This is a genomic window from Sinomonas sp. (assembly GCF_051955515.1).
In the GTDB taxonomy this organism is placed as follows: domain Bacteria; phylum Actinomycetota; class Actinomycetes; order Actinomycetales; family Micrococcaceae; genus Sinomonas.
This window is the reverse complement of sequence record NZ_JBQCGQ010000320.1, coordinates 1-20848: the sequence shown is the minus strand read 5'-3', so window position 1 is coordinate 20848 and position 20848 is coordinate 1. Positions and strand designations below refer to the sequence as shown.

17 protein-coding genes are annotated in these 20848 nt (G+C 68.5%); 7 read left to right on the top strand and 10 right to left on the bottom strand.

Annotation, left to right across the window (positions count from 1 at the left end):
- The 3 genes from ACTHL9_RS19140 to ACTHL9_RS19130 form a co-directional block, all read right to left on the bottom strand.
- On the bottom strand, positions 1 to 1115 hold a 1115-nt coding region (locus ACTHL9_RS19140; RefSeq protein ID WP_440520884.1), incomplete at its 3' end, for an alanine racemase.
- A gap of 4 nt (positions 1116 to 1119) precedes the next feature.
- The gene (locus tag ACTHL9_RS19135; RefSeq protein ID WP_440520883.1) at positions 1120 to 1512 is read right to left on the bottom strand and encodes a RidA family protein; all 393 of its coding nucleotides are present in this window, start codon (positions 1510 to 1512) and stop codon (positions 1120 to 1122) included.
- Positions 1513 to 1553: 41 nt separating this feature from the next.
- On the bottom strand, positions 1554 to 2894 hold the full coding sequence (locus ACTHL9_RS19130) for an MFS transporter (protein ID WP_440520882.1): 1341 nt from the start codon (positions 2892 to 2894) through the stop codon (positions 1554 to 1556).
- Positions 2895 to 3070: 176 nt separating this feature from the next.
- Between ACTHL9_RS19130 and ACTHL9_RS19125 the strand changes: the two genes are divergently transcribed.
- Positions 3071 to 3802 carry a helix-turn-helix transcriptional regulator gene (locus ACTHL9_RS19125; protein WP_440520881.1) on the top strand — a complete coding sequence of 244 codons (732 nt, stop codon included), beginning with the start codon at positions 3071 to 3073 and terminating at the stop codon, positions 3800 to 3802.
- A 19-nt stretch (positions 3803 to 3821) separates the two neighbouring features.
- Positions 3822 to 4517, top strand: coding sequence for an alpha/beta fold hydrolase (locus ACTHL9_RS19120; RefSeq protein ID WP_440520880.1), 696 nt, complete (start codon positions 3822 to 3824; stop codon positions 4515 to 4517).
- A gap of 41 nt (positions 4518 to 4558) precedes the next feature.
- Here ACTHL9_RS19120 and ACTHL9_RS19115 read toward each other — a convergent pair whose 3' ends face one another.
- A complete protein-coding gene (locus ACTHL9_RS19115) occupies positions 4559 to 5275 on the bottom strand; it encodes a TetR/AcrR family transcriptional regulator (RefSeq protein WP_440520879.1) in 717 nt (238 codons plus the stop codon).
- A 103-nt stretch (positions 5276 to 5378) separates the two neighbouring features.
- Here ACTHL9_RS19115 and ACTHL9_RS19110 point away from each other — a divergent pair, with 103 nt between their 5' ends.
- Positions 5379 to 6083: a DUF4386 domain-containing protein gene (locus ACTHL9_RS19110; RefSeq protein ID WP_440520878.1), complete on the top strand. Its 705-nt coding sequence runs from the start codon at positions 5379 to 5381 to the stop codon at positions 6081 to 6083.
- A 93-nt stretch (positions 6084 to 6176) separates the two neighbouring features.
- The gene (locus ACTHL9_RS19105) at positions 6177 to 7079 is read left to right on the top strand and encodes an SDR family oxidoreductase (protein WP_440520877.1); all 903 of its coding nucleotides are present in this window, start codon (positions 6177 to 6179) and stop codon (positions 7077 to 7079) included.
- A gap of 30 nt (positions 7080 to 7109) precedes the next feature.
- On the opposite strand, the gene hrpB is transcribed toward ACTHL9_RS19105, so the two are convergent.
- The 6 genes from hrpB to ACTHL9_RS19075 all read right to left on the bottom strand — a co-directional run bounded on the left by hrpB (position 7110) and on the right by ACTHL9_RS19075 (position 16302).
- Complete coding sequence (gene hrpB / locus ACTHL9_RS19100; protein ID WP_440520876.1) at positions 7110 to 9731, bottom strand: ATP-dependent helicase HrpB; 2622 nt, start codon at positions 9729 to 9731, stop codon at positions 7110 to 7112.
- Between the two features lie 4 nt (positions 9732 to 9735).
- Entirely contained in the window at positions 9736 to 11202 is a 1467-nt protein-coding gene (locus ACTHL9_RS19095) for a bifunctional phosphatase PAP2/diacylglycerol kinase family protein (RefSeq protein WP_440520875.1), read from the bottom strand.
- Between the two features lie 53 nt (positions 11203 to 11255).
- Positions 11256 to 12707, bottom strand: coding sequence for a glycosyltransferase family 87 protein (locus ACTHL9_RS19090; RefSeq protein ID WP_440520874.1), 1452 nt, complete (start codon positions 12705 to 12707; stop codon positions 11256 to 11258).
- 101 nt (positions 12708 to 12808) lie between these two features.
- Positions 12809 to 13645: a trypsin-like serine protease gene (locus ACTHL9_RS19085; protein WP_440520872.1), complete on the bottom strand. Its 837-nt coding sequence runs from the start codon at positions 13643 to 13645 to the stop codon at positions 12809 to 12811.
- Between the two features lie 597 nt (positions 13646 to 14242).
- Positions 14243 to 14824 (bottom strand): histidine phosphatase family protein, encoded by a 582-nt coding sequence (locus ACTHL9_RS19080; RefSeq protein WP_440520871.1) that lies wholly within the window; start codon positions 14822 to 14824, stop codon positions 14243 to 14245.
- The gene (locus ACTHL9_RS19075; RefSeq protein ID WP_440520870.1) at positions 14821 to 16302 is read right to left on the bottom strand and encodes a CCA tRNA nucleotidyltransferase; all 1482 of its coding nucleotides are present in this window, start codon (positions 16300 to 16302) and stop codon (positions 14821 to 14823) included. The genes ACTHL9_RS19080 and ACTHL9_RS19075 overlap by 4 nt, the downstream gene beginning before the upstream one ends.
- 171 nt (positions 16303 to 16473) lie before the next feature.
- On the opposite strand from ACTHL9_RS19075, the gene ACTHL9_RS19070 reads away from it, so the two are divergent.
- The 3 genes from ACTHL9_RS19070 (at position 16474) to ACTHL9_RS19060 (ending at position 20721) form a co-directional block, all read left to right on the top strand.
- Entirely contained in the window at positions 16474 to 16980 is a 507-nt protein-coding gene (locus tag ACTHL9_RS19070; RefSeq protein WP_440520885.1) for an NUDIX hydrolase, read from the top strand.
- A gap of 7 nt (positions 16981 to 16987) precedes the next feature.
- Complete coding sequence (gene murJ, locus ACTHL9_RS19065) at positions 16988 to 18934, top strand: murein biosynthesis integral membrane protein MurJ (protein ID WP_440520868.1); 1947 nt, start codon at positions 16988 to 16990, stop codon at positions 18932 to 18934.
- A gap of 128 nt (positions 18935 to 19062) precedes the next feature.
- Positions 19063 to 20721, top strand: a complete 1659-nt coding sequence (locus ACTHL9_RS19060; protein ID WP_440520866.1) for an ABC transporter substrate-binding protein — start codon at positions 19063 to 19065, stop codon at positions 20719 to 20721.
- Positions 20722 to 20848 lie beyond the last annotated feature (127 nt).

Genomic DNA, 20848 nt, shown 5'->3' with positions numbered 1-20848 from the left:
CCCAGATCCGCCGCCGTCAGGCGCGGGATCGGGAGCCCCTCGTCGAAGGGGAAGTCCCTTTTGCCGCCGTCGAGCAGGGCCAGCCCGCGCTCGGGGTGCGAGACCACCCGCGCAATCCCCCGGATCGCCGAGCGGAGCCGGCCCGAGCCAGTGGAGCCCGAGCCAGCCTCGCCCGAGCCAGCGGAGCCCGCCGTCGTGCGTGCTCCTTCGTCCAGAGGCGAGATCTGGCGGTAGAAACCGTCGTCGTGGGTGATGTAGGCGCCGCTGCGGAGGGTCCACAGCGTGCGGGAATCGGCCCGCATCGCGTCCCTATACACCTCGGCGACCACATCGAAATACGCGCTCCCGCCCGCGGTCACGTAGAGGTCGCCGTCGTCGTCATAGAGCCCGCCGAGAGCCTCGTGCAGCTCGACCTGCGCGCGGAGGTAGGCGCGCACCGCCTCCAGCGACGACTCCGTCCGGTCGTGGGCGAGGGAACCTTCGTACCCGGAGACACCGGCGAGGCGGACGACGTCGGAGGCGGCCGCGCGCTTGGCGACCTCCACCGCTTCCCCGACACTTCGAGCGCCGGTGCGCCCTCCCACCGCCCCGAGCTCGACGCAGACGTCGACGGGCCGCGGTGTCCCAGCTTGCCGCAGGGCCCGCTCCATGGCCTCGATCGTCTCGACCGAATCGGCCCAGCAGACAAAGCGGAACTCGGGGTCGGCGAGCTCGCCCCCGAGGTAGCGGAGGGAGCGCTCATCGACGACGGAGTTGGCGAGCATGATCGAGCCCAGTCCGAACGAGCGCGCCGTGCGGACCTGGCCCATGGTGGCGAGGGTGATGCCCAGACAGCCCGCCTCGAGCTGCCTCTGCCAGAGCGCGGGGGCCATCGTAGTCTTGCCGTGCGGCATCAGTTCGAATCCGCGGGCCCTGGTCCACTCGGCCATGACGGCGACGTTGTTCTCGAGGGCCTCGCTGTCGAGCGCCACGATCGGGGTCCAGAAATCCGAAAGCCGCGGGCCGCTGGCAAGGAACTCGGCCACGGTCATGCCGACCGCGCGAGCGGGGAGCCCCTTGTCGCGGGCGGACAGCCGCTCGCTCCCCAGCTCGTCCAGGCGAAGGGCAGACGTCAAGGGGTCACCTGCCGTCAGGAATCGCGGCGACCACGTCGATCTCCACGAGGATGTCCGCCAGCTGCGACCCGACCGTGGTGCGCACGGGGTACGGCTCGGAGAAGAACTCTTTGTAGGCTTCGTTGAATTCCGCGAAATCCGCCAGGTCGGCCAGATGGACCGTGGTCTTGACGCAGTCGTCCAAGGTGAGACCGCGCTCGGCGAGGATCGCCTGCACGTTGCGCAGGACCTGGCGGGTCTGCTCGCCCACGCTGTCGGCGACAGCTCCCGTCGCGGGGTCCTGCGGCCCGAAGCCCGCCGTGTAGAAGAAGCCGTTCGCCTCGATGCCCTGGCTGTAGGGGCCTGCGGGCTGGGGGGCGTTGCTCGTACGGAATGCCGTCTTGGTCATGGTGGTCATGATGGTCCCTTTCGTTGGTGAATGGTGTGAGGTCGGGGCTGTCAGTGAATCTCGTGCAGCCGGCCCGCGTTCTCGACGTCGGGTCGGAACGAGGCGTAGGCGGTCGCGATGACCCCGATGAGCGCGATGGCCGCGGCGTAGATGATCACGGGCAGCACGCTGCCGAAGGCTGCCGAGAGAGCGGTGGCGATGAGAGGGGCGAAGCCGCCTCCGATCGTGTTCGAGATCTGGTAGCCGATGTTGACGCCGGTGGTGCGCGCCTCGACGTCGAACATCTCGACGAGCATGGTCTGAAGGGTGCCCTGCATGGCCACGCCGGGGATCACGAAGCCAATGATCATGCCCAACCAGATGAGCACGGCCACCTGGGTCCCGTAGAGCACGAAGGCCGGGTAGAGCAGCAGGGCGAAGGCAATGCACGCCCCGATGTACGTCTTGCGGCGTCCGATCTTGTCGGACAGGCTTCCCCACAGCGGCGCCGCGAAAATCTGCAGGACGCCGACGATCATCGTGCCAAGGAATCCGACTTGCGCCTGAGTGCCCTTGGAGACCATGAAGGCGAGGCCGAATGTCAGCACGAGGTACCCGGCAATGCTCTGCGGCAGGCCGATGAGGATGCCGAGGATCGCGTTCTTGGGATGGCGGAAGACCTCCCGGAGCGGCGACTTGGCCTTCTCCTGGGTGCGCGCTCGGGCTGCGGCAAGATCCTTGAACTCGTCGGATTCCTCGAGCTTGGAACGGAGCACGATGGCGATGACAGCCAGAACGAGGGCGAAGACGAACGGGATCCGCCAGCCCCACTCCATGAAGAACGACTTGGAGCCAGCCCCGACCGCGGCCATAAGGCCTGCTGACGCCACATTGGCGATGCCGGCGCCGCTGATGAGCAGCGCGCCGAACAGCCCCCGGCGGCCGGGAGGAGCCTGCTCTACGACGAGCGCGGCTGCGCCTCCCATCTCACCTCCGACGAACAGGCCCTGCAGCATCCGGAAGAACAGAAGCAGAATCGGCGCCGCGATTCCGATGGCACCGGCAGGGGGAATCAGGCCGATCGCGGCCGTCGAGATGCCCATGCCCACAACCGTGATCATCAGCATCGTCTTGCGGCCCATGCGATCTCCGACGTGGCCGAAGATCAGGCCGCCGATCGGGCGGAGCAGAAAGCCGAAGGCGAAGCTGGCGAACGACGAGAGGGTCCCCACGACGGGGTCGTTGTTGGGGAAGAACACGGTGGGAAAGACGGTCGCCGACGCCAGGCCGTACAGGTAGTAGTCGAAGTACTCCATCAGGGTCCCGATCGACCCGCCCGCGACTGCTCGCCGCTGCTTCCGCGGTATCACCGTTCTCCACGACGCTTGCTGTTCCTGCTCCGTCCGTACCATGAGAGCCTCCTTACCCTAGGTCCAGATGTGTTCTTGGTCCCGGCTTCGGCAGATGGCCGAACCGGAGAAGACGCTTGAACAGTATGTCTACGCCTCTTACGATTTGTCTATAGGGTCTAACGATTTGTCTACGTCGGTGAGCCTGGTAACACTGTCCTATGAGCGAGGGAAGCACCATGACCGCTAGTTCGGCGCAGCAGACCATCGACGGCCTGGCGCACATGGGGACCTACGAGTCCGTGGACGAGATCCTCGCCGTGTTCCGCCCCGTCATCCACGCGGTGGCGGCCGCGGTCGGACCCGGGTGCGAAGTGGTGCTCCACGACTTGTCGGCCCCGGACCCGGATCTCGGCCACACCATCGCCGCCATTGAAAACGGGCACGTCACAGGCCGCGAGGTCGGGGGTCCCTCCAGCAGCCTCGGCGCGAGCGTGCTCCACGATCAAGGCGCCGACCACAACGCTTTCGGCTACCGGGGACTGACGAGCGACGGGCGGCAGCTGCGCTGCTCGTCCGTGTACTTCCGCAACTCCGCGGGGCGAATCATCGCGGCGCTCTGCATCAACTTCGACATCAGCACGATCCAGCAGGTCCGGGGACTGCTCGAGGGGCTGCTGGGCGAGACGTCCGCCGAATCCACCGAGCGGCCGAACGAATTCTTCGGGCGCGACCTGGTCTCGGTCATGGACGCGATGGTGACCGAAGCGATCCGCGAGATCGGCAAGCCCGTGGAGCAGATGAGCCGTGACGACCGCATCGCCGTCCTCACCCGGCTCGATCAGCAGGGAGTCCTGCAGATGAGGAAGGGCGTCGAGAGCATCGCCGCGCGACTCGGGATCTCCCGCGTCACCGCCTATTCGTATCTGGATGAAGCGCGGAATCAGGACGCGCAGACCACGGCCCCCTAACAGGGCATAGCGTCGTCTTATGCCTTTCGCGCCCCACGGAGACGTCCGGCTTCACTACGAGGTGAGCGGCTCCGGGCTACCGCTGCTGTTCATTCCAGGCCTTGGTGTTTCCGTCGAAGACATGGCGCCGTTCGTGACGGCACTTGCCCGGAGGGCGAGAGTCATAGCGATCGACAACCGCGGGGCGGGTCTGAGCGACAAGCCCGACGAACCGTACTCCATTTCGGTCATGGCGGCGGATGCGGCTGCCGTCGCGGAGCATTCCGGACTCGCGCCGCTCGACGTGCTCGGTTACTCCCTCGGCGGAAGGATCGCTCTGCAGCTGATACTGGACCAACCACACATGGTCCGCCGCCTGGTGTTGCTCGCGACCTCCGCGCGCCTGCCGGCTCGTCGACGCTCCCTGCTGATGTCGATCGCGCCATTCGTCCCGATTGGCGCGAAACCGCGGCAGCCTGCCTACGCCTTCCGGAGGCAACGCGCTGCCTCCGACGGCTTCGATGCCCGCAGTCAGCTTGCAGAGATCACCGCGCCAACGCTGGTGCTGGGCGGCCGAGCAGACCGCATTGCGACGCCGAGCCTCGCAGAGGAGCTGCACGAAGGCATCCCGAATTCGCAGCTCGAGTGGTACGCGGGCGGCCACAACGCGCCGATGATGACAGGTCGTGCAGCCGTCGTCGACGCGATCGCATCATTCTTGAGCGTCGATGATTGAGATCCACCCCTTATCGACGCCGCCCTGGATCGGAAAGGCCCTCACAGCACCGAAGCGGCCTCCCGGTCATGGTCCGCTGACCGCCACCCCAACCGGTGGAGCCGCTCAACGCCGGCAAGCATCAAGTCGATCCCGAATTCGAACTCGAACTGATCGTCACACCCTGACCCCACGACGCTTCCGGGATCATGCGGGCGGCTCGACGCCACGGCAACGATGCCGGGGAACGCAGCGGCCATGGCGGCCGCCGCCTCGGGCGGGAGCTCGGGGGCAGCCCCGGGGTCCGTTTCGTAGAGCTCCTGTGTGAAGCCGAAGATCCTGCTGCCGAGCGCGTGCATCACGTGGTGGACGAGGTCCACGGACAGTCCGCCGGCCAGGAACATTCCGATGGTGGAATCCATGTAGGCAAGGACCACGGGCGTCGGCGCGGGCTGGGCCTCCATGACCCGACGTGCCCAGGGGTGGCGGAGCATGACGGCGCGCGCGGAAAGGATCCGCCGTCGCACGTTTGCCACCCAGTCCGACCCCTCGTGAGCCGGCTCAATCTCGGCGAGCACGGCGTCAATGAGGCCTCCGAGCAGCTCATCCTTGTTCGCCACATGCTTGTACAGCGCCATCGGCACCACCCCTAGCGCTTGGGCCAGCCTCCGCATGCTGATCGCCTCGAGCCCGGAGTGATCTGCGAGGGCGACGGCGGAGCGCAGCACCTTTTCGCGGCTGAGTTGCCCTCTCTGCCCCTTGGCTCCTGATGCGGCCATCAGCCCACTTCCTTCGCGCCCATTGACAAGCGTACAGCGTACACCTAACTTGGATCCATTGAAGGTGTACGCCGTACACCTAAGTCAAAGGAACGGGATCATCATGGGCTCCACCCGGCGCACGGCTATTGCCATCGGCACGTTCTTCCTCCTCACGCACGTCACCTCGGTCGCCGGCATGGTGCTCTACGGGCCGGTCCTCAGCAGCACGGACTACGGCAGCTATCTGGCGGGCGCCGGAGCGAGCGGCAGGGCGCTCTTCGGGGGCCTGCTCGAAGTCGTCCTCGCCTTGGCGATCGTGGGGACCGGGGTCGCGTTCTTCCCCGTGGTGCGCAGGGTCAACGAGGGCATGGCCCTCGGCTACGCGGCGCTCCGCACGCTCGAGGCGGGAGTGATCGCCGTCGGCGTCACACCGCTGGTCGCCGCCGTCGCCCTCGCCCAGGGAACCGGGGCCAGCGCCAACGCCGGACTCATCCAAGCCCTCGCGGCCATCCACAACTGGACGTTCATCGTGGGCCCCGGCCTCATCTGCCCGGCCAACACCGCGGTCCTCGCTGCCGTTCTGCTGCGCTCGGGCCTGGTGCCGCGCATCATCCCGATCCTCGGGCTCGTCGGCGCCCCGCTCGTGTTCGCCATGAACGTCTGGCAGCTGTTCGCCCTCACGCCTCAGGCCCCGAGCTCCTTCAGCCTCGCCGTCGTCCCGATCTTCGCCTGGGAGGTCAGCCTTGCCTTGTATCTCATCATCCGGGGCTTCCGCGGCGCGCGTGCGACGACGAACCGCATCGCCGAGCCGGCACTCCTGCACTGACCGCAACGCGTTGGGCGCGACCGTACCAGCCGGCCGCCATGAGGAGTAGAGTTCCAGCCGCGAGACCGCGAGAGTTCTGCCCAAGGAGGGCTCATGAGCGATGCGCCAGTTCTTGTTGTCGGTGCCACGGGCTGGCTGGGCAGCCAGGTGGTCGGCGCGCTCCAGTCGCGGGGCAAGAAGGTCCGCGCCCTCGTCCGGCCTTCCTCGAACGCTTCGCGCCTCGAGGCCGACGGCGTTGAGATCGCCCGCGGCGACATGATGGACCCAGCGTCGCTCACCCAGGCGATGGAGGGTGTCGACGCCGTCGTCACCACAGCGGCCGGCTATACCCGTCACAGCAAGGGCGACACGGACGAGATCGATGTTGTCGGCAACCGCAACCTCGCCGACGCCGCGGCGCGTGCGAGCGTCCGGAGGTTCGTCCTCACCAGCATCCTCACGTGCGACCAGACCCCGGACGTCCCGCACTTTTGGCACAAGAAGCAGATGGAGGACCGGCTCGAGGAGCAGGGCGTGCCGTTCGTGGCGCTCCGGCCAGGTGCGTTCCTCGATCAGGTCGCCCGCTTCGACGGCGACCCCTTCGCGAAGGGGCGCCTCAGTTGGTTCGGCTCGCCGACCACCCCGCTCACGTTCGTCCTCACCGCGGACCTCGCGGCCTTCCTCGCCGCCGCCGTCGACGCAGACGTCAGCCCCGGCGACCGCATCGACATCGGCTGGGACCGCCCAGTCAGCATGAAGGACATCGCAGACATCGCGGGGCGCCTCCTCGGCAAGCGCATCCGGGTGCGCAGCGTCCCGACAGGCGTCATCGATACGGCGGGGCGCCTTCTGGCGAACCCGATGGTCAAGGACATGGCCTCGATGATCGACTGGTTCCAGACTGGCCGCTACGTGGCGGACACGAGGCGGCAACGCGAGGTGTTCGGCGTCGTTCCCACGGCGGAGGACGCCATCGGGCGCTACGTCACCGCCCTGGGCCACCCGCTCGCCGCCTGAAGGCGCCGCCTGGGCACGCGTCCGGCCGGACTATCTGCCCTCAAGCCGCCGCTTCGTCTTCGCCGTGGCGACGGCGGTCCACGGGTCCTCGGGCCACGGATGCTTCGGGTACCGACCACGCATCTCCGCGCGCACCTGCGCGTACGGCCCCGACCAGAACGAGGCGAGGTCGCCGGTGACGGCGAGCGGGCGCCCCGCCGGGGAGAGCAGGTGGAAGAGCACGGGGACTCGCCCGTCCACGAGCCGCGGCGTGTCAGCCCACCCGAAGCACTCCTGGAGCTTGACCGCCACAACCGGCCGCGCGCCGTCGTCCGCTGCTGCGCTCACAGCAGGGTAGTCGATCCGCACGCGGGATCCGCTGGGCACCTCGAGCCGCTCGGGCACCAGCTCGTCGAACCGCGCGGCCTCGGGCCACGGCAGGAGCCGGCGCAGCGGCTCGGCGAGGTCCACGGAGCGCGCGGAAACGCCGGCGGCCAAGGCGTCGAGCTCGGGCGCGAGCCAGTCGTCGAGCCGCGAGAGCAACGCGGGCTCGGAAACGTCCGGCCAGGGGTCGCCGAGTTCGCGGCGCACCAGCGCGAGCCGGCGGCGCAGCGCATCGGCGGCGGGAGACCACCCGATGACGCCCAGCCCCTCCCGGGTCAGCGCGCGGACCACGGCGGCGTGCCCCTCATCGCGCGAGGGCCGCAGTGGCGTCGACGCCAGGACGATCTCTCCGAGACGACGCTCTCGCCGCGCAACAACCCGCCCCTCCACAAACTGCGCGCGCACCTCGTCGGCGAGCAGATGGCTCGCCGCGAACTCGGCGGCCTCGCGGGAGAGGGGCGCGGCTGCACGAATGACGGCCCCTGTGCCCGCCGCGTCGCGTCCCTGGGCGCGAGATACGTCCGCGACGGCGAGCCACTCGTGCCCCGCGAGAGGGCTTCCCGCGGGGAGCCCGGCGCGGCTCCCCGAGGCGAGCAGGTACCGTTGCGGCTCGCCGGGCACCCTCCGCGCGACGGACCGTGGAAACGCGAGGCCGACGACGAACCCCACCTTCTCCGGGTCCGTCGCCAGAGGCGGGGGGTCCGAAGCGGGAGCCGCCACCGCGTCGTCGCGCGCGATCCGTTCGAGGCGCCGCACGTCGTCCGCCCACGCCCGCGAGGCCGCCTCAACCCCCGTACGGAGTGAAGACAGCACGCGCCCGAGGTCCGCACCCGGTGCCCGGAGATCCCTGGCGACGAGCGCCACCGCCTCCGCAGCCTGCCGTGCGCCCACGAGGGGCGCGCCATCGAGCAGCGCGCGGCCCAGGCGCGGATCTGCGGGAATGCGCGCGAGAATCCGGCCGAGGTCGGTCGCGTGACCGTCGGCGCCGATCGCGCCAATGCCGTCGAGTGTCCGGAGCGCGTCCTCGAGCGCGGGTGCGGGCGGGGCATCTGGCAGCGCGAGGCCTCGCGCGCCGGGCGCGCCCCAGCAGGCAAGAATCAGTGCGGCCTCCGTGAGGTCTGCCGTCGCGATCTCCGGCGGGGACTGCGCCGGGAAGGCGGCGAATGCGCGGGCGTCGTAGCACCGCACCACGCGGCCCGGCCCCTGCCGCGCCGCGCGGCCGGCGCGCTGCTCGGCCGACGCTCGCGAGCACGAGACCGTCACTAGGCCCGACATTCCGCGCAGGGCGTCCCGCCTCGGCTCCCTCGCGAGGCCCGAGTCGATTACGAGCTGCACTCCCGGCACCGTGAGCGAAGACTCGGCCAGCGCGGTCGAGACGACGATCCGCGGGAGCTCGCCCGGCGCCCGGCCTCCGACGGCACGATCCTGCTCCGCCGCCGGCGCCTGCCCGTGGAGCTCGATGACCTCCGTGCCCGCGACCCGAGACCTGAGCCGCTCCGCGACCTCCCGCACCTCGCGCGCCCCGGGAAGGAACACGAGCGCGTCCACATCGTGGCCCCGCGCGAGCGCGAAACTGTGCTCAGCGGCTGCGGTCGCCGCGACGTGGTCGAGAAACGCGCGGCTCACCCCGCGCTCGTCGAGCCGCGGAGCTGATGACGGCGCCCACGTCACCTCGAGCGCATGCAGCGCGGAGGGCGAGTCGACGATGGGAGCCGGGGCGCCGCCGTCGACCGCGAGCAGCGCCGCAAAGCGCCGAGCGTCAAGCGTCGCCGACATCGCGACGAGCGTGAGGTCCTCGCGCAGCTGCCGCACCTCGGCGAGCATCCCGAGCGCGAGATCGGTCTCGAGCCCGCGCTCGTGGACCTCGTCGAGGATCACGGCCCCGGTACCGTCGAGTGATGGGTCGGCGAGGAGGCGACGCAGGAGGATTCCGGGTGTCACAAACTCAACGAGGGTCCCGCTCCCGATGCGCCGCTCGCCGCGCACCGTGTACCCGACGCGCTCGCCCAGCCTGCTGCCATCGAGCGCAGCCAGATGGCGGGCGGCAGCCCTCACGGCGACCCGGCGCGGCTGGGTGACGACGACGCGAGCCGGCCCCCCGTCGCCGCCCGCACCGTTCAGGAGGAGGTTGGCGACGACCGGCGGGACAAGCGTGGTCTTCCCGGTGCCCGGAGGTGCCTGCACCACCGCGGCTCCGCCGTCGAGCGACTGCTCTAGCTCGCGAACCGAAGCTGCGACGGCGAGACCGCGGCCGACCGGGTCGAGATCGAAGGGGCGGAAGGACGTCACCTTCTCATTCTCGTCGGCTCTCCGCGGCCCCCCGCGGCGAGTACACGGTGAGCGCGCCGGGATCGACGGTCAGGGTGACGCGCCGGACGCCGGCAAGCACCTCGCCATCGACAGCGAGGACCAGATCGCCATCGGTCGCCTCGACGTCGACGCGCCGAGCCTCCCACGCCTCGAGGTCACGGCTCCGCTCGGTAGTGCCGGTGACGATCGCAGCAAGCAGTCGGAGCCGGGCGAACCGGGGATCGGCGCTGATCGCGCGCAGGTCGAGGACGCCGTCGTCCAGGATCGGGCGCTCGAGCGGCGCCAGATCGCGCGGCCAGTAGCGACCCCGTCCAATGAAGAGAGTCCAGATCACACGGGACCGGCCGTCCAGCAGAAGCCGGGTCGGCGTGCTGACGGCGAAGGTCTCAAGCGCGGCAAGCAGCGCGGCCGGATGTTTCCCCAAACCTGGGAGACGGTGTTGCAGGGTGTCGCGGCGCCTCACGAGGTTCGGATACACCCCGATGCTCGCGGTGTTGACCATGGCCAACTCGCGCACCTCGGGATCCTCGCGGGCTCCCCGCTCGGCCCGCACCCGCCCCAGGTCGCACCGCAGGGCCTGCCCCGCGGAGACGGCCGCCGCAACCGCCTCCCGGTCCGACGCCCCGACGTCGCGGGCGAAGTGGTTGAATGTTCCTCCGGGAAGGACGGCAAGCGGCACGCCGAGGTCCGCGCAGACGCCGGCCACGGCACCCACGGTCCCGTCGCCCCCGGAGACTCCCAGCGCCTGGATCCCCTCCCGAGCCGCGAGCTTGCGACACACCTCGTCGACGTCGTCATCCTTGCTGAGGACGTGGAACAGCGCGTGCGGGAAGTCATCGCGCAGCTCGTCGGCATCCGTCCCGCTGCCCCCGCTGCGCGGATTGACGACGACGGCCAGCCCGCGCCCGCCGTCGAGCGCCGGGGCCTCCGCCAGCTCGCAATGGGGAGCTGGCGCTGCCTCCTGCCGCGGCCACCACGAGCGGGTCGCGAAGGCGGCGCCGGCGCCGAGCGCCGACCCGAGGACCACGTCGCTGGGCCAGTGGGCCCCGGTGTGCACGCGCGAGTAGGCGACGGCCGCCGCGACCGGGGCGAGCGCGATGCCGAGTCGTGGGCTCACAAGCCCAACCCCGGTGGCAAAGGCCACGGCCGAGGCTGAATGCCCGCTGGGCAGGGAGGAGCTCGTGGGCTGCGGGTTCAGGAACCGGTAGAGCGGAAGGCTGCTTGCCTGTGGCCTGGCCCGAGGGAGCAGGTGCTTCCCCACGATGTTCACCGCGGCGGAGGCAACGGCGACAGCGGCGAGCCCGTGCACCGCGGCGCGGCGAGGCGGCCCCTTGACGGTGGAGAGGGCGACGGCGATCCCGCACCAGAGCGCGGACTTGCTGGCGGCGCGCGTGAGGACAGCGAAGCCGCTGTCCCAGGGACCCGCTGGCAGCTTGGCAACTCTGGCCATGAGCGCCCGATCTATTCCTGCTACGGCATGAAAGGGAGGACTGTGGAAGAGCTTCATGCTGCGGGCTCCGTCGCGGGCACAGGGGCACTCGGGCGACCGCTCAGAGTGAAGGCGTCCGGAGCGCCGTCGAACTCGCCGCCCTGCGGGTCGTCCTGGCGGCTCCGCCTGACAGGGTCGATCGAGGGGTCATAAATGTCCCAGACCACATGACGGCAGACATATACGACGGCCATCATATGTACCACGACCGCGATGACGTAGTACGGCGTATCGATGTTGTTCTGAACGGGCCCGTTGCTCGTGGTCCAGCCGAGGTACATCCAGATCGCCACCCAGTGCAGGGCCTCGGCCGCCATCCAGATGAGGAAGTCGCGCCATCGGGGGTGCGCAAGGGCGAACAGCGGAATGAGCCAGACGACGTACTGGGGCGAGTAGACCTTGCCGGTGAGCTCGAACGCCGCGACCACGAGGAACGCGAGCTGAGCGACGCGGGGACGCCGCGGAGCGTGCAGAGCGACGAACGCAATGAGGAGGCAGCACAGGGCGAAGGAGACCGTGAACATGACGTTGACCGTCGGCGTGGAGAGCCGTGCCCAGTGCATGCGGTCGGCGAGCAGGTTCCACACGTAATAGCCGGAGGAGAACCCGGGGTCGCGGCTGGCCGAGAATTCGAAGAAGTATGCCCAGTTGTGGGCGTTGCCGATGATTGCCGGAAGATTGACCACAGCCCACGAGACGATCGCCGCTCCGATGGTCAGGCCCGTCTGCCGCCAGCGGCCCGTACGGATCGCGAGCAGGACCAGGACGCCGAGGAACACCACCGGGTACAGCTTGGTCGCGGTGCCGAGGCCGATCGCGATACCCGCCAGGACGGGGCGGTTCCGCGCGAAGGCGAGGATGCCCAGGGACAGGAGGGCGACCGCCCACAGGTCCCAATTGATGAACCCGGCCAGGATGATACCGGGTGCAATAGCGACCAGCACGGCGTCCCAGGGGCGCCGCAGGTTGGAGCGTGACGTGGCGATCACCGCGATCATCCACATGATCGCGAGGCCGATCGCGTTGATGTCGAAATACGCCGTTTCCCGTGCCGGCGTCACCCCTGAGCCGGGGACAAGAAGTGCGCTGATCCCCGCGATCAGCGACGTGATGACGGGGTATTCGAACGGCTGCCCCTGCGAGAAGAGGGGCAGGATGTGATCGGCGAAGCCCCGTTCGGCAAAAAGGGTCGGAAAGTCCGAATAGCACGTCGCGTAGAACTGGCTGGGCGTGCTCCAGCCGTTCACCCGGCAATAGCCTTTGATGAGCACGCCGCCGACCGCCGCGATCGTCGTCAGAATGAGGAGCACGAGTTCCGGCGTCCACCAGCCCGACCGCAGAATTCCGGGCGCCGCATGATCTCCCAGCGGACCGCCCACAGCCTCGGACAGCGTATGGACCAAAGGGTCGTTTCGGCTCGGCGAGATCACCGTTCGGGACCCAGCATCCGACCCAGTTGGTTCCATGGCTCCGAGCATACCGGCCGCCTTTCGCGCCATTCATGGGAATCGCCGCCCCGGACGAGGGTCCAGGGCGGCGATTCGTCAAAGAGGGTCAGCTGCAGCGTCTAGCCCAAGTAAGGCGCGAGAAAATTCTGAATGGACGGGATGTCCACCCGCTGCATTCCGTCGAGGGCGAGGCAGTCCGGCTTGCCGAAGCTCACCAGGCCAACGATCGCGCCGTTGAGGAACACGGGTCCGCCCGAGTCCCCACTGCAGACGCCACCCGTGCCGGCTCCCGGGTTCACGTTCGCGTGCGTCACAAAGTAGTCCGACTCGACCTGCTGAAGTCGCAGATCGACCGAGCGGCGGAACAGGGGGTACGAGACGGGCACCCGGCGCTGCGGCCCGACGGCGGGCTTCGCAAGCTCCGCTCCGTAGCCCACGGCCGTCACCGTGGTCTTCGGCACGTCACCGGGTGCCAGGTCGAGCGTGCCGAGGGCCGCCAGCGGGTAGGTCGGCTGATCCACGGGCTGGTCGAGAATCACCACGCCGACGTCATTCGGAATGTTCTTCGCCGGGGCATTCGCGAAGTCAGGATCGGTGACCGTGGTCCCCGAGATCCGGCCCGCCAAGTCGGCGGACGTGTAGCCGACGCTCGGATCCTTGGCGGAGGGGAACGGCGACGGCGGGTTCGTCTCGGCGATGAACGAATCGAACGAGACGAGCGTTCGCCCGACGACCCCGGCGGTGCAGTGTCCGGCGGTGAGCAGGACGGTCGGCGAGATGAGCACCGCCGAGCAGCGGAACCGACCCTCCGGCGTGTAGTTGACGATGATCGCGACGCCTGCGTGGGTGTCGCCGTCCGCGGTGCCGCCGGTGCTCGCCTGGGCGGGCGCAGCGGCGAAGGCCAGCCCGAAGGCCGCCGTCACGGCCGCCAGGGCAGCAACAATTTTCCTGCGCATGGTCCCCTCTCCTTGTGCATGCACAATCTGTGCTGTCACAAGGATTCTTCACGATAGTCGCGGCTGTGACCAGACGTTACCGCTGTGGAATCGTGAGTGAGACAGTGCGATGGACAGCCTCGCGGTGCGCTTCGATGCGCCCCGAATCGAGGTGGGCAAGCAGTACATGGAGCAGTGCGCGCAGCACTATGGTCACCTCCTTTGGTGAAAAGAATGAGGACGACGGCGGCCCGAAAAAGGGCGCGGAAAAGTAAGGAACCGGCGCCCGGGAACATCAGGCCACACGAAATAGACCGCACATAGCGCAGGCTAAAAGGCGCAATAAATACAGGTCATCGAGAGGCCGAAAATCGGCAGGCCAAACCGCCGGCACGAATTACGGAAAGAAGGGCGTCACAACGCCCGGGTGCGTCAGGGCAGCGGGCTCAGCCGCGCACAGTCCCCGAGAACGGCAGCAGCAGGCCACGGTAGAACACCTTGGTCACCATCATGGTCCCGACCCCCTCTGCTGCGATTCCTCACACGAACAGAAACAAAACTAGCCGATGCCGCAAGGGAATTGCAAGCACCGGCCGAGTTTTATTCTTCGGTTATTTGTCAGAGACCCCAGGCCTCGACCGCGGGGGTCTTCTTGTCCCAGCCGAGCCGGCAGACTTTAGCGGTGCCCAGAATGAAATGCCGTCCTTCGAAGGGCGGCAGCCCGAGCCAGCGGGCCGTCAGGATTCGGCAGAAGTGGCCGTGGGCAACGAGGAGTGCATTCTCTGCGCCGGAGGCCAGCACCCGCTGGACAATGACGTCCGCTCGGGCAGCCACGTCATCCAGCGTCTCGCCGTGGGGCACGCCGTCCTTCCAGATGAGGTAGTCGGGATTCTTCTTCCGCACATCGGCCGAGCGGACGCCTTCATAGTCGCCGTAGTCCCATTCGACGGCGTTCGGCTCGATCTCCGCCTCGGGGAATCCGGCGAGTTCCGCCGTCCGCCGTGCCCTCTGCAGCGGTGAGGTCATCACGAGACCGAAGGTCACGCCGTCGAGCGTTGTCTTGGCCCCCAGGGCCTGATCCTCGCCCTCGGTGGTGAGCGGAAGGTCGGTCAGGCCGGTGTACTGGCCGCTCCGCGACCACTCGGTCTCGCCGTGCCGCAGCAGCCACAGCCTCGGCAGCCCGAAATCCTCGACGCTCACTCGGTCTCCTTCGTCTCAGTCTCCAACGATTCTGGCTGCGCGGCCCACCATTCAAGCAGCGTGGCCCGAGCCTCCTCCTCGGAGGACGGCCCGTTCTCCATCCGCTCGTCGAGCAGGAAGCGGTACGCGCGGCCCACGACGGGCCCCGGCTTGATCCCCAGGACGGCCATGATCTGCTGCCCGTCCAGATCGGGGCGGATGGACGCAAGCTCTTCCTGTTCGGCGAGCTCCGCGATTCGGCTCTCGAGGTCGTCGTAGGCGAAGGAGAGGCGGTCGGCCTTGCGCTGGTTGCGCGTGGTGACGTCGGAGCGAGTCAGCCGGTGCAGACGCTCCAGCAAGGGCCCGGCGTCGGTCACGTAGCGGCGCACGGCGGAGTCGGTCCACCCAGCGTCGCCGTAGCCGTAGAAGCGCATGTGCAGCTCCACTAGCCGCGCAACGTCCTTGATGGTCTCGTTGTCGAACCGCAGCTCGCGCATCCGCTTCTTCACGAGCTTCGCGCCCACCACATCGTGGTGGCGGAAGGACACCGCGCCGCCGGGTTCGAAGCGGCGCGTAGCCGGCTTGCCGACATCGTGCAGGAGAGCGGCGAACCGCAGCACGAAGTCTGGGCCGGGCACGGGTCCCTCGGGCCCGGTCTCCAGCGCAGCGGCCTGCTCGAGCACGGTGAGCGAATGCTGGTACACGTCCTTGTGGCGATGGTGCTCGTCGGCCTCGAGCCGGAGCGCGCTGACCTCGGGGAGGACCACGTCGGCGATCCCCGTCTCGACCAGAAGGTCAATGCCGGCTCGGGGCGCGGCGCCGTTGATGAGCTTGACCAGCTCGTCCCGGATGCGCTCCGCGGACACGATTGTGAGCCGCGAAGCCATCGCCGTCATCGCGGCGCTGACCTCGGGCGCCACGTCGACCCCGAGCTGCGAGGCGAAGCGCGCCGCCCGCATCATCCGCAGCGGATCGTCCGAGAACGAATCCTCCGGAGTGCCCGGCGTGCGCAGGACGCCGGCGTGCAGATCCCGGACCCCGCCGAACGGATCCACCAGCTCAAGGGACGGCAGGCGCAGAGCCATGGCATTGATGCTGAAGTCGCGACGCTCCAGGTCGCCGACAAGCGACGTCCCGAAGGCGACGACGGGCTTCCGCGACTCCGCGTCGTAGGCCTCCGCGCGATACGTGGTGACTTCGATCTGGAAGCCGTCCTTGCGGAGCCCGATCGTCCCGAAGTCCCGGCCGATCTCCCAGAAGGCGTCCGCCCAGCCCTTGATGACGGCCAGCGTCTGGTCGGGGCTCGCGTTGGTAGTGAAATCCAGGTCGGGCGAGGTCCTGCCCAGGAAGAGATCCCGCACGGGGCCGCCGACAAGCGAGAGCTCGAAGCCGGCATCGACGAACCGCCGCCCGAGTTCGAGCGCCACGGGCTCGACCGCGAAGTCGACGGAAGATTCGGGCGCGGTGGTGCGCCCCCGGTGGGTGTCTTCTGATGCCATAGTCCTTAAAGCTTGGCAGATTCATCAGGCCCGTGCGGATTCGCCCCTGGGGAGCTGTCATGGGTCACGTGGCGCGCGCACGGCTCGAACCATTGCCACACGCTTCTGGTTAGAGTGGACTGCATGGTGATTCCGCTGCCGAGCGATCCTCAGAAGAGGAGGAGTGCGCCGCTGCCGTCCGCGATTGGACCGCACGTCGCTCCGGCGGGCCAAACCTACGTGCACTCGCTGCCAACTGTCGAAGAGATTTCTGCGGGCGGCGTGATCGTGGATACCGGTGATCCGAACCTGCCCGTCGCCATCATTGCGCGGCTCAACCGCGGCGGGCGCCTCGAGTGGTGCCTCCCGAAGGGGCACCCCGAGGGCAGGGAGTCGAATGAGACGGCGGCTGTCCGCGAGATCAGCGAGGAGACGGGCATCGACGGCCGCATTCTCGCGCCCCTCGGAAGCATCGACTACTGGTTCACAGTGACCGGGCACCGGGTCCACAAGACCGTCCACCATTACCTGCTTCAAGCCACCGGCGGCGAGCTGACCATTGAGAATGATCCTGATCAGGAGGCGGTCGACGTCGCGTGGGTCCCCATCTCCGAGCTTTCCCGCCGGCTGTCGTTCCCGAACGAGCGGCGCATCGCGGACTTGGCCCGGGAGGTCCTCCCGGAGCATCTGCTGAAGTGACGGTCTGATGGCTGCATCGAACGGCGCGGCTTCCGAGGCGAAGTCCAGCGCGATCATGGCCGTCGGCACGCTCCTTTCGCGCGTGCTCGGCTTCGTGAGGTCCCTCCTCCTGGTCATCGCCCTCGGCCTCGGTTCCACGGTGACGGACACCTTCGTCAACGCGAACAACCTGCCGAACCTGATCTTCCTGCTCGTGGCGGGCGGCGTGTTCAACACGGTGCTCGTGCCGCAGATCATCAAGGCGAGCCGCGCCCCGGACAGGGGCTCCGACTACATCAGCCGGCTCCTCACGCTCGGCGTCCTGGTGACCTTCTCGCTGACGGCCATCGTGACGATCGCTGCGCCCTTCGTCATGCGGCTCACCACCTCCGACTACAGCGATCAGCAGCTCGCCCTCGCCACAGTCTTCGCGTATTGGTGCCTCCCGCAGATCTTCTTCTACGGGCTCTACGCCCTGCTCACCCAGGTCCTCAACGCCAATGGCGCTTTCGGACCCGCCATGTGGGCGCCGGTCATCAACAACGTCGTGGCGATCGCGGGCCTGGGCATGTTCGTGTGGATCTTCGGCAGCAATGCCGGCCACCCGCATACCCTCGACAACTGGGGGACGGGGCAGACGCTGCTCGTCGCGGGCGCCTCGACCATCGGCGTCGTCATCCAGACCGCGATCCTGATCATCCCGGTGGCGAGGCTCGGGCTGGGGCTGCGGCCCAAGTTCGGCTGGCGGGGTGTGGGGCTGGGGGCGGCCGCGCGCATCGGGGCGTGGACGCTCGCGACCACCGCCGTCGGCCAGCTCACGTTCCTCTATCTCATGAAGATCGCGTCCCAGCCCGGCGCGGTCCGCGAGAAGCTGCGGGAGGCAGGCGACCCCGCCTGGCAGTTCATCCCCGGTAACACCGTCCTCGAGATGGCCAGCCAGCTGTACCTCCTGCCGCACTCGATCATCGCGCTCTCGCTCGCGACCGTCCTCTTCAACCGAATGACGCAGGCCTCGCAGTCGGGTGATCGCAGCGGGGTCCGCATCGCGCTCTCGCAGGGGCTGCGGACCATGGCCGTTGCGACCGTGTTCAGCGCCCTCGCGCTCTTCGCCCTCGCCGCGCCCCTCGGCATGTTCTTCTCGGGCGGCCACGCAACCGACGGCGTCATGCTCGCCCAGACGCTCAGCATCCTCGCGCTCAGCACCCCGTTCCTGAGCGCGAACTTCATGATGTCCCGCGTCTTCTACTCCTATGAGGACGCCAAGACGCCCTTCAAGATCCAGGTCTGGCTCGGCGTCCTCAATGTGGTCGGCGCGACGGTCATCCAGTTCCTGCCCGCGCGCTACATCATCTTCGCGATCGCACTACTTTATACGGTCGGAAATATCCTCTCCGTGGTGCTGAGCGGGGCCTACCTCAGACGGCGGCTCGGCCATCTCGACGGCGGCACGGTCGCCCGGTCGTACATCCGGATGGGGTACGCAGCGCTGGGCGCGGCCGTCGTGGGGGCCCTCGCCGTGTGGCTCCTGGGCGGCCTCTCGCGCGAAGGCTTCATCTGGAGCTCGATCTACAGCGCTCTCGTGTCGATCGTCGTCATCGGCGTCGCCATGCTGATCGTCTATCTGCTCCTGCTGCGGCTCTTCGGCGTCACCGAGCTGCGGGATCTCCTGCGGCCCATTCTCGGCCGCCTTGGCGGGCGGGGCGGGGCAGCGCCGTCGCCTGTTCAGACAGCGAACGACGGCGGTGTCCCCGCCGAAGCGGGCCAGGAGCCAGCCGAGCCCCGGCAGCCGGTATATGCGCTCCGGGAGACCTCGCCCACCCTGTCCGACGACACCGGCATCATTCCGCGCATTTCGGGCCAGTTCGATCCGAACATGTACCGTGCCCGGCCGGCATCCGCACCCAACCAGCCCGTCCCGGGACGACGCACCTATCAGGGCCCTCCCGGGAGCAACCCCCATTTCCCCGACGCCTGATTCCAGGATCGCTTCCGGTGCCGCCCGTCGCGTGAAGCAAGCTGTCGGGATACCGTCCGCTAGGATCGATTGATAGCAAGGGCCCGGCATGTCCGGGCTGGCCGGGGCAGACTTTGCAGGAGGTACCCGTGTCCCAGTCCATCGACGTCGGCAGCGTGCTCGGCGGTCGGTACAAGGTCACGTCCTCAATCGTGGAGTCGCACGATGGAGACCTCGTCCTCGACGGGGTCGACCAGATCCTCAACCGTCCCGTGAGCATTCTTGTTTCTGCTCCACACAACGCCGAGCAGCTCGCCCAGAGCGCGCGTGAAGTGGCGACCGGTGAGCGCCATGTCGGGATCCAGGTGCTCGACCTGGGAACCAGCCACGGTGCGACGTACCTGATCACGAATCACGCTCAGGCCGCGGACCTGCTCGACCTCATCGTGGCGCAGGAAGAGCCGTACGTGGAGCCGTTCTTCACCGAGAGCCTCGGCAGCGAGATCTTCGGTGAGGCCCGTTCCAGGGAGCCCGAGACGTACGACGGCCTGTACGACCATGGCCAGCACGACTACATCCAGTATTCGGATGCCGAGTCCGAGTCCCAGGCCCCGTCCCGGCCGGAGCCTCCGGTCGAGCAGCGCCCTGCTCCCGCGCGCCCCGTTCCGCCGCCGCCGGCAGCCCCGCCGCGGTCCTCGCAGCCGGAAGCCGATCGGCCTCAGCCTGCCCGCCCTTCGGCCCAGTCCGCTTCTGCGGGGCCGGCGGCCACCCAGCCCCAGGCAACCCAGCCCCAAGCCCCGCAACGCGAGGCCCCGCAGCGTGAGGCCCCGCAGCGCGGGCCTGGTGTCGGAGCCCCCGGCGCTGCCGCGGCGGCAGCTGCCGCGGCGGCGGCTGCTGCTGCTGCCGGGTCCAAGCACCCTGCCCCGACGCCTCCCAAGGTCACGCCTTGGCCGGGCGGATCGGAACAGCGCGCTCCTCGCCCCACCGAGCCGGAACCCACGCAGGCCGTACGGGCTGCTCCTACCGCTGCAGCTCCCCGCGATCCGTCGCCGCCTGCCCGGGGCACCGCGTTTCCGCCTCAGGCTCGTGACTCCGCCTGGTCAGGCGGCTCCGGCAGCTTCTTCGATCGGGATGACGAGCTCGAAGAGGACGACGAGTCCACGCGACCCAAGTCCGTGCCGTGGCTGGTCGGAGGCATCCTCGCGGTGGTCCTCATCGCTGCTCTGATCTTCGCGTTCACCACGCTCGGAAGTGTCTTCCAGCCCCAAGCCGGCGGGGCCAAGTCGGCTGACAACGGTCCCAGCGCCACCTCGACGGGGACGCCGTCACCGGGACAGTCTCAGGCACCTGCACCGGTGGTCGCCCCCGTCATCGAGTCCGTCACCCGCCTCAACCCTAGTGAGCTGACCTTCGCGAACCAGTTCGATTCGAAACTGCCCGCAACCTACGACGGCAACCCGGCCAGCTACTGGTCGGACATGGAATTCGCCCGTGAGGACTGGGGCGGCTTTGCCAAGAGCCTGGCCCTGTCGGTCAAGCTCAAGGAGGTGTCCGACATCAAGCAGGTCGAGCTCGATCAGCTCGGCGCGACTGGCGGAAGCGTGAGCGTCTACACCAACGCGGCCCCTGATCTCGCCGGTGCCACGCTTGCTGGGACCAGCTCGTTCAACGGCCCTCAACTCGTCTTCCAGCTGCCGACTGCCGTCAAGGCACAATACGTGATCATCCAGATCAATGCTCTGCCGAAGCTCGCGAACTTCAAGGTCTACCCCTATGGCCTGCGGCTCGCCGAGATCAAGGCGCAATAGAACGACGACGGCGCCCCGCTTTCCCTCGAAGGCCGCCCGGATCTAATACTGGCGGCCGTCGTCCAATGGGTTGACGATTGCGGGTGGGGCTGAGGGGAGGATGGTGGGCGACGGAGCGCGGCCAAAC

Bases quoted from the DNA above. Each gene is read 5' to 3' on its own strand.
- ACTHL9_RS19090 (WP_440520874.1), bottom strand. From the start codon at position 12,707: ATGGAACCAACTGGGTCGGATGCTGGGTCCCGAACGGTGATCTCGCCG.
- ACTHL9_RS19105 (WP_440520877.1), top strand. From the start codon at position 6,177: ATGAGCGATGCGCCAGTTCTTGTTGTCGGTGCCACGGGCTGGCTGGGC.
- ACTHL9_RS19085 (WP_440520872.1), bottom strand. From the start codon at position 13,645: ATGCGCAGGAAAATTGTTGCTGCCCTGGCGGCCGTGACGGCGGCCTTC.
- ACTHL9_RS19110 (WP_440520878.1), top strand. From the start codon at position 5,379: ATGGGCTCCACCCGGCGCACGGCTATTGCCATCGGCACGTTCTTCCTC.
- ACTHL9_RS19125 (WP_440520881.1), top strand. From the start codon at position 3,071: ATGACCGCTAGTTCGGCGCAGCAGACCATCGACGGCCTGGCGCACATG.
- ACTHL9_RS19115 (WP_440520879.1), bottom strand. From the start codon at position 5,275: ATGGCCGCATCAGGAGCCAAGGGGCAGAGAGGGCAACTCAGCCGCGAA.
- murJ (WP_440520868.1), top strand. From the start codon at position 16,988: ATGGCTGCATCGAACGGCGCGGCTTCCGAGGCGAAGTCCAGCGCGATC.
- ACTHL9_RS19120 (WP_440520880.1), top strand. From the start codon at position 3,822: ATGCCTTTCGCGCCCCACGGAGACGTCCGGCTTCACTACGAGGTGAGC.
- ACTHL9_RS19135 (WP_440520883.1), bottom strand. From the start codon at position 1,512: ATGACCACCATGACCAAGACGGCATTCCGTACGAGCAACGCCCCCCAG.
- ACTHL9_RS19095 (WP_440520875.1), bottom strand. From the start codon at position 11,202: ATGGCCAGAGTTGCCAAGCTGCCAGCGGGTCCCTGGGACAGCGGCTTC.
- ACTHL9_RS19075 (WP_440520870.1), bottom strand. From the start codon at position 16,302: ATGGCATCAGAAGACACCCACCGGGGGCGCACCACCGCGCCCGAATCT.
- ACTHL9_RS19130 (WP_440520882.1), bottom strand. From the start codon at position 2,894: ATGGTACGGACGGAGCAGGAACAGCAAGCGTCGTGGAGAACGGTGATA.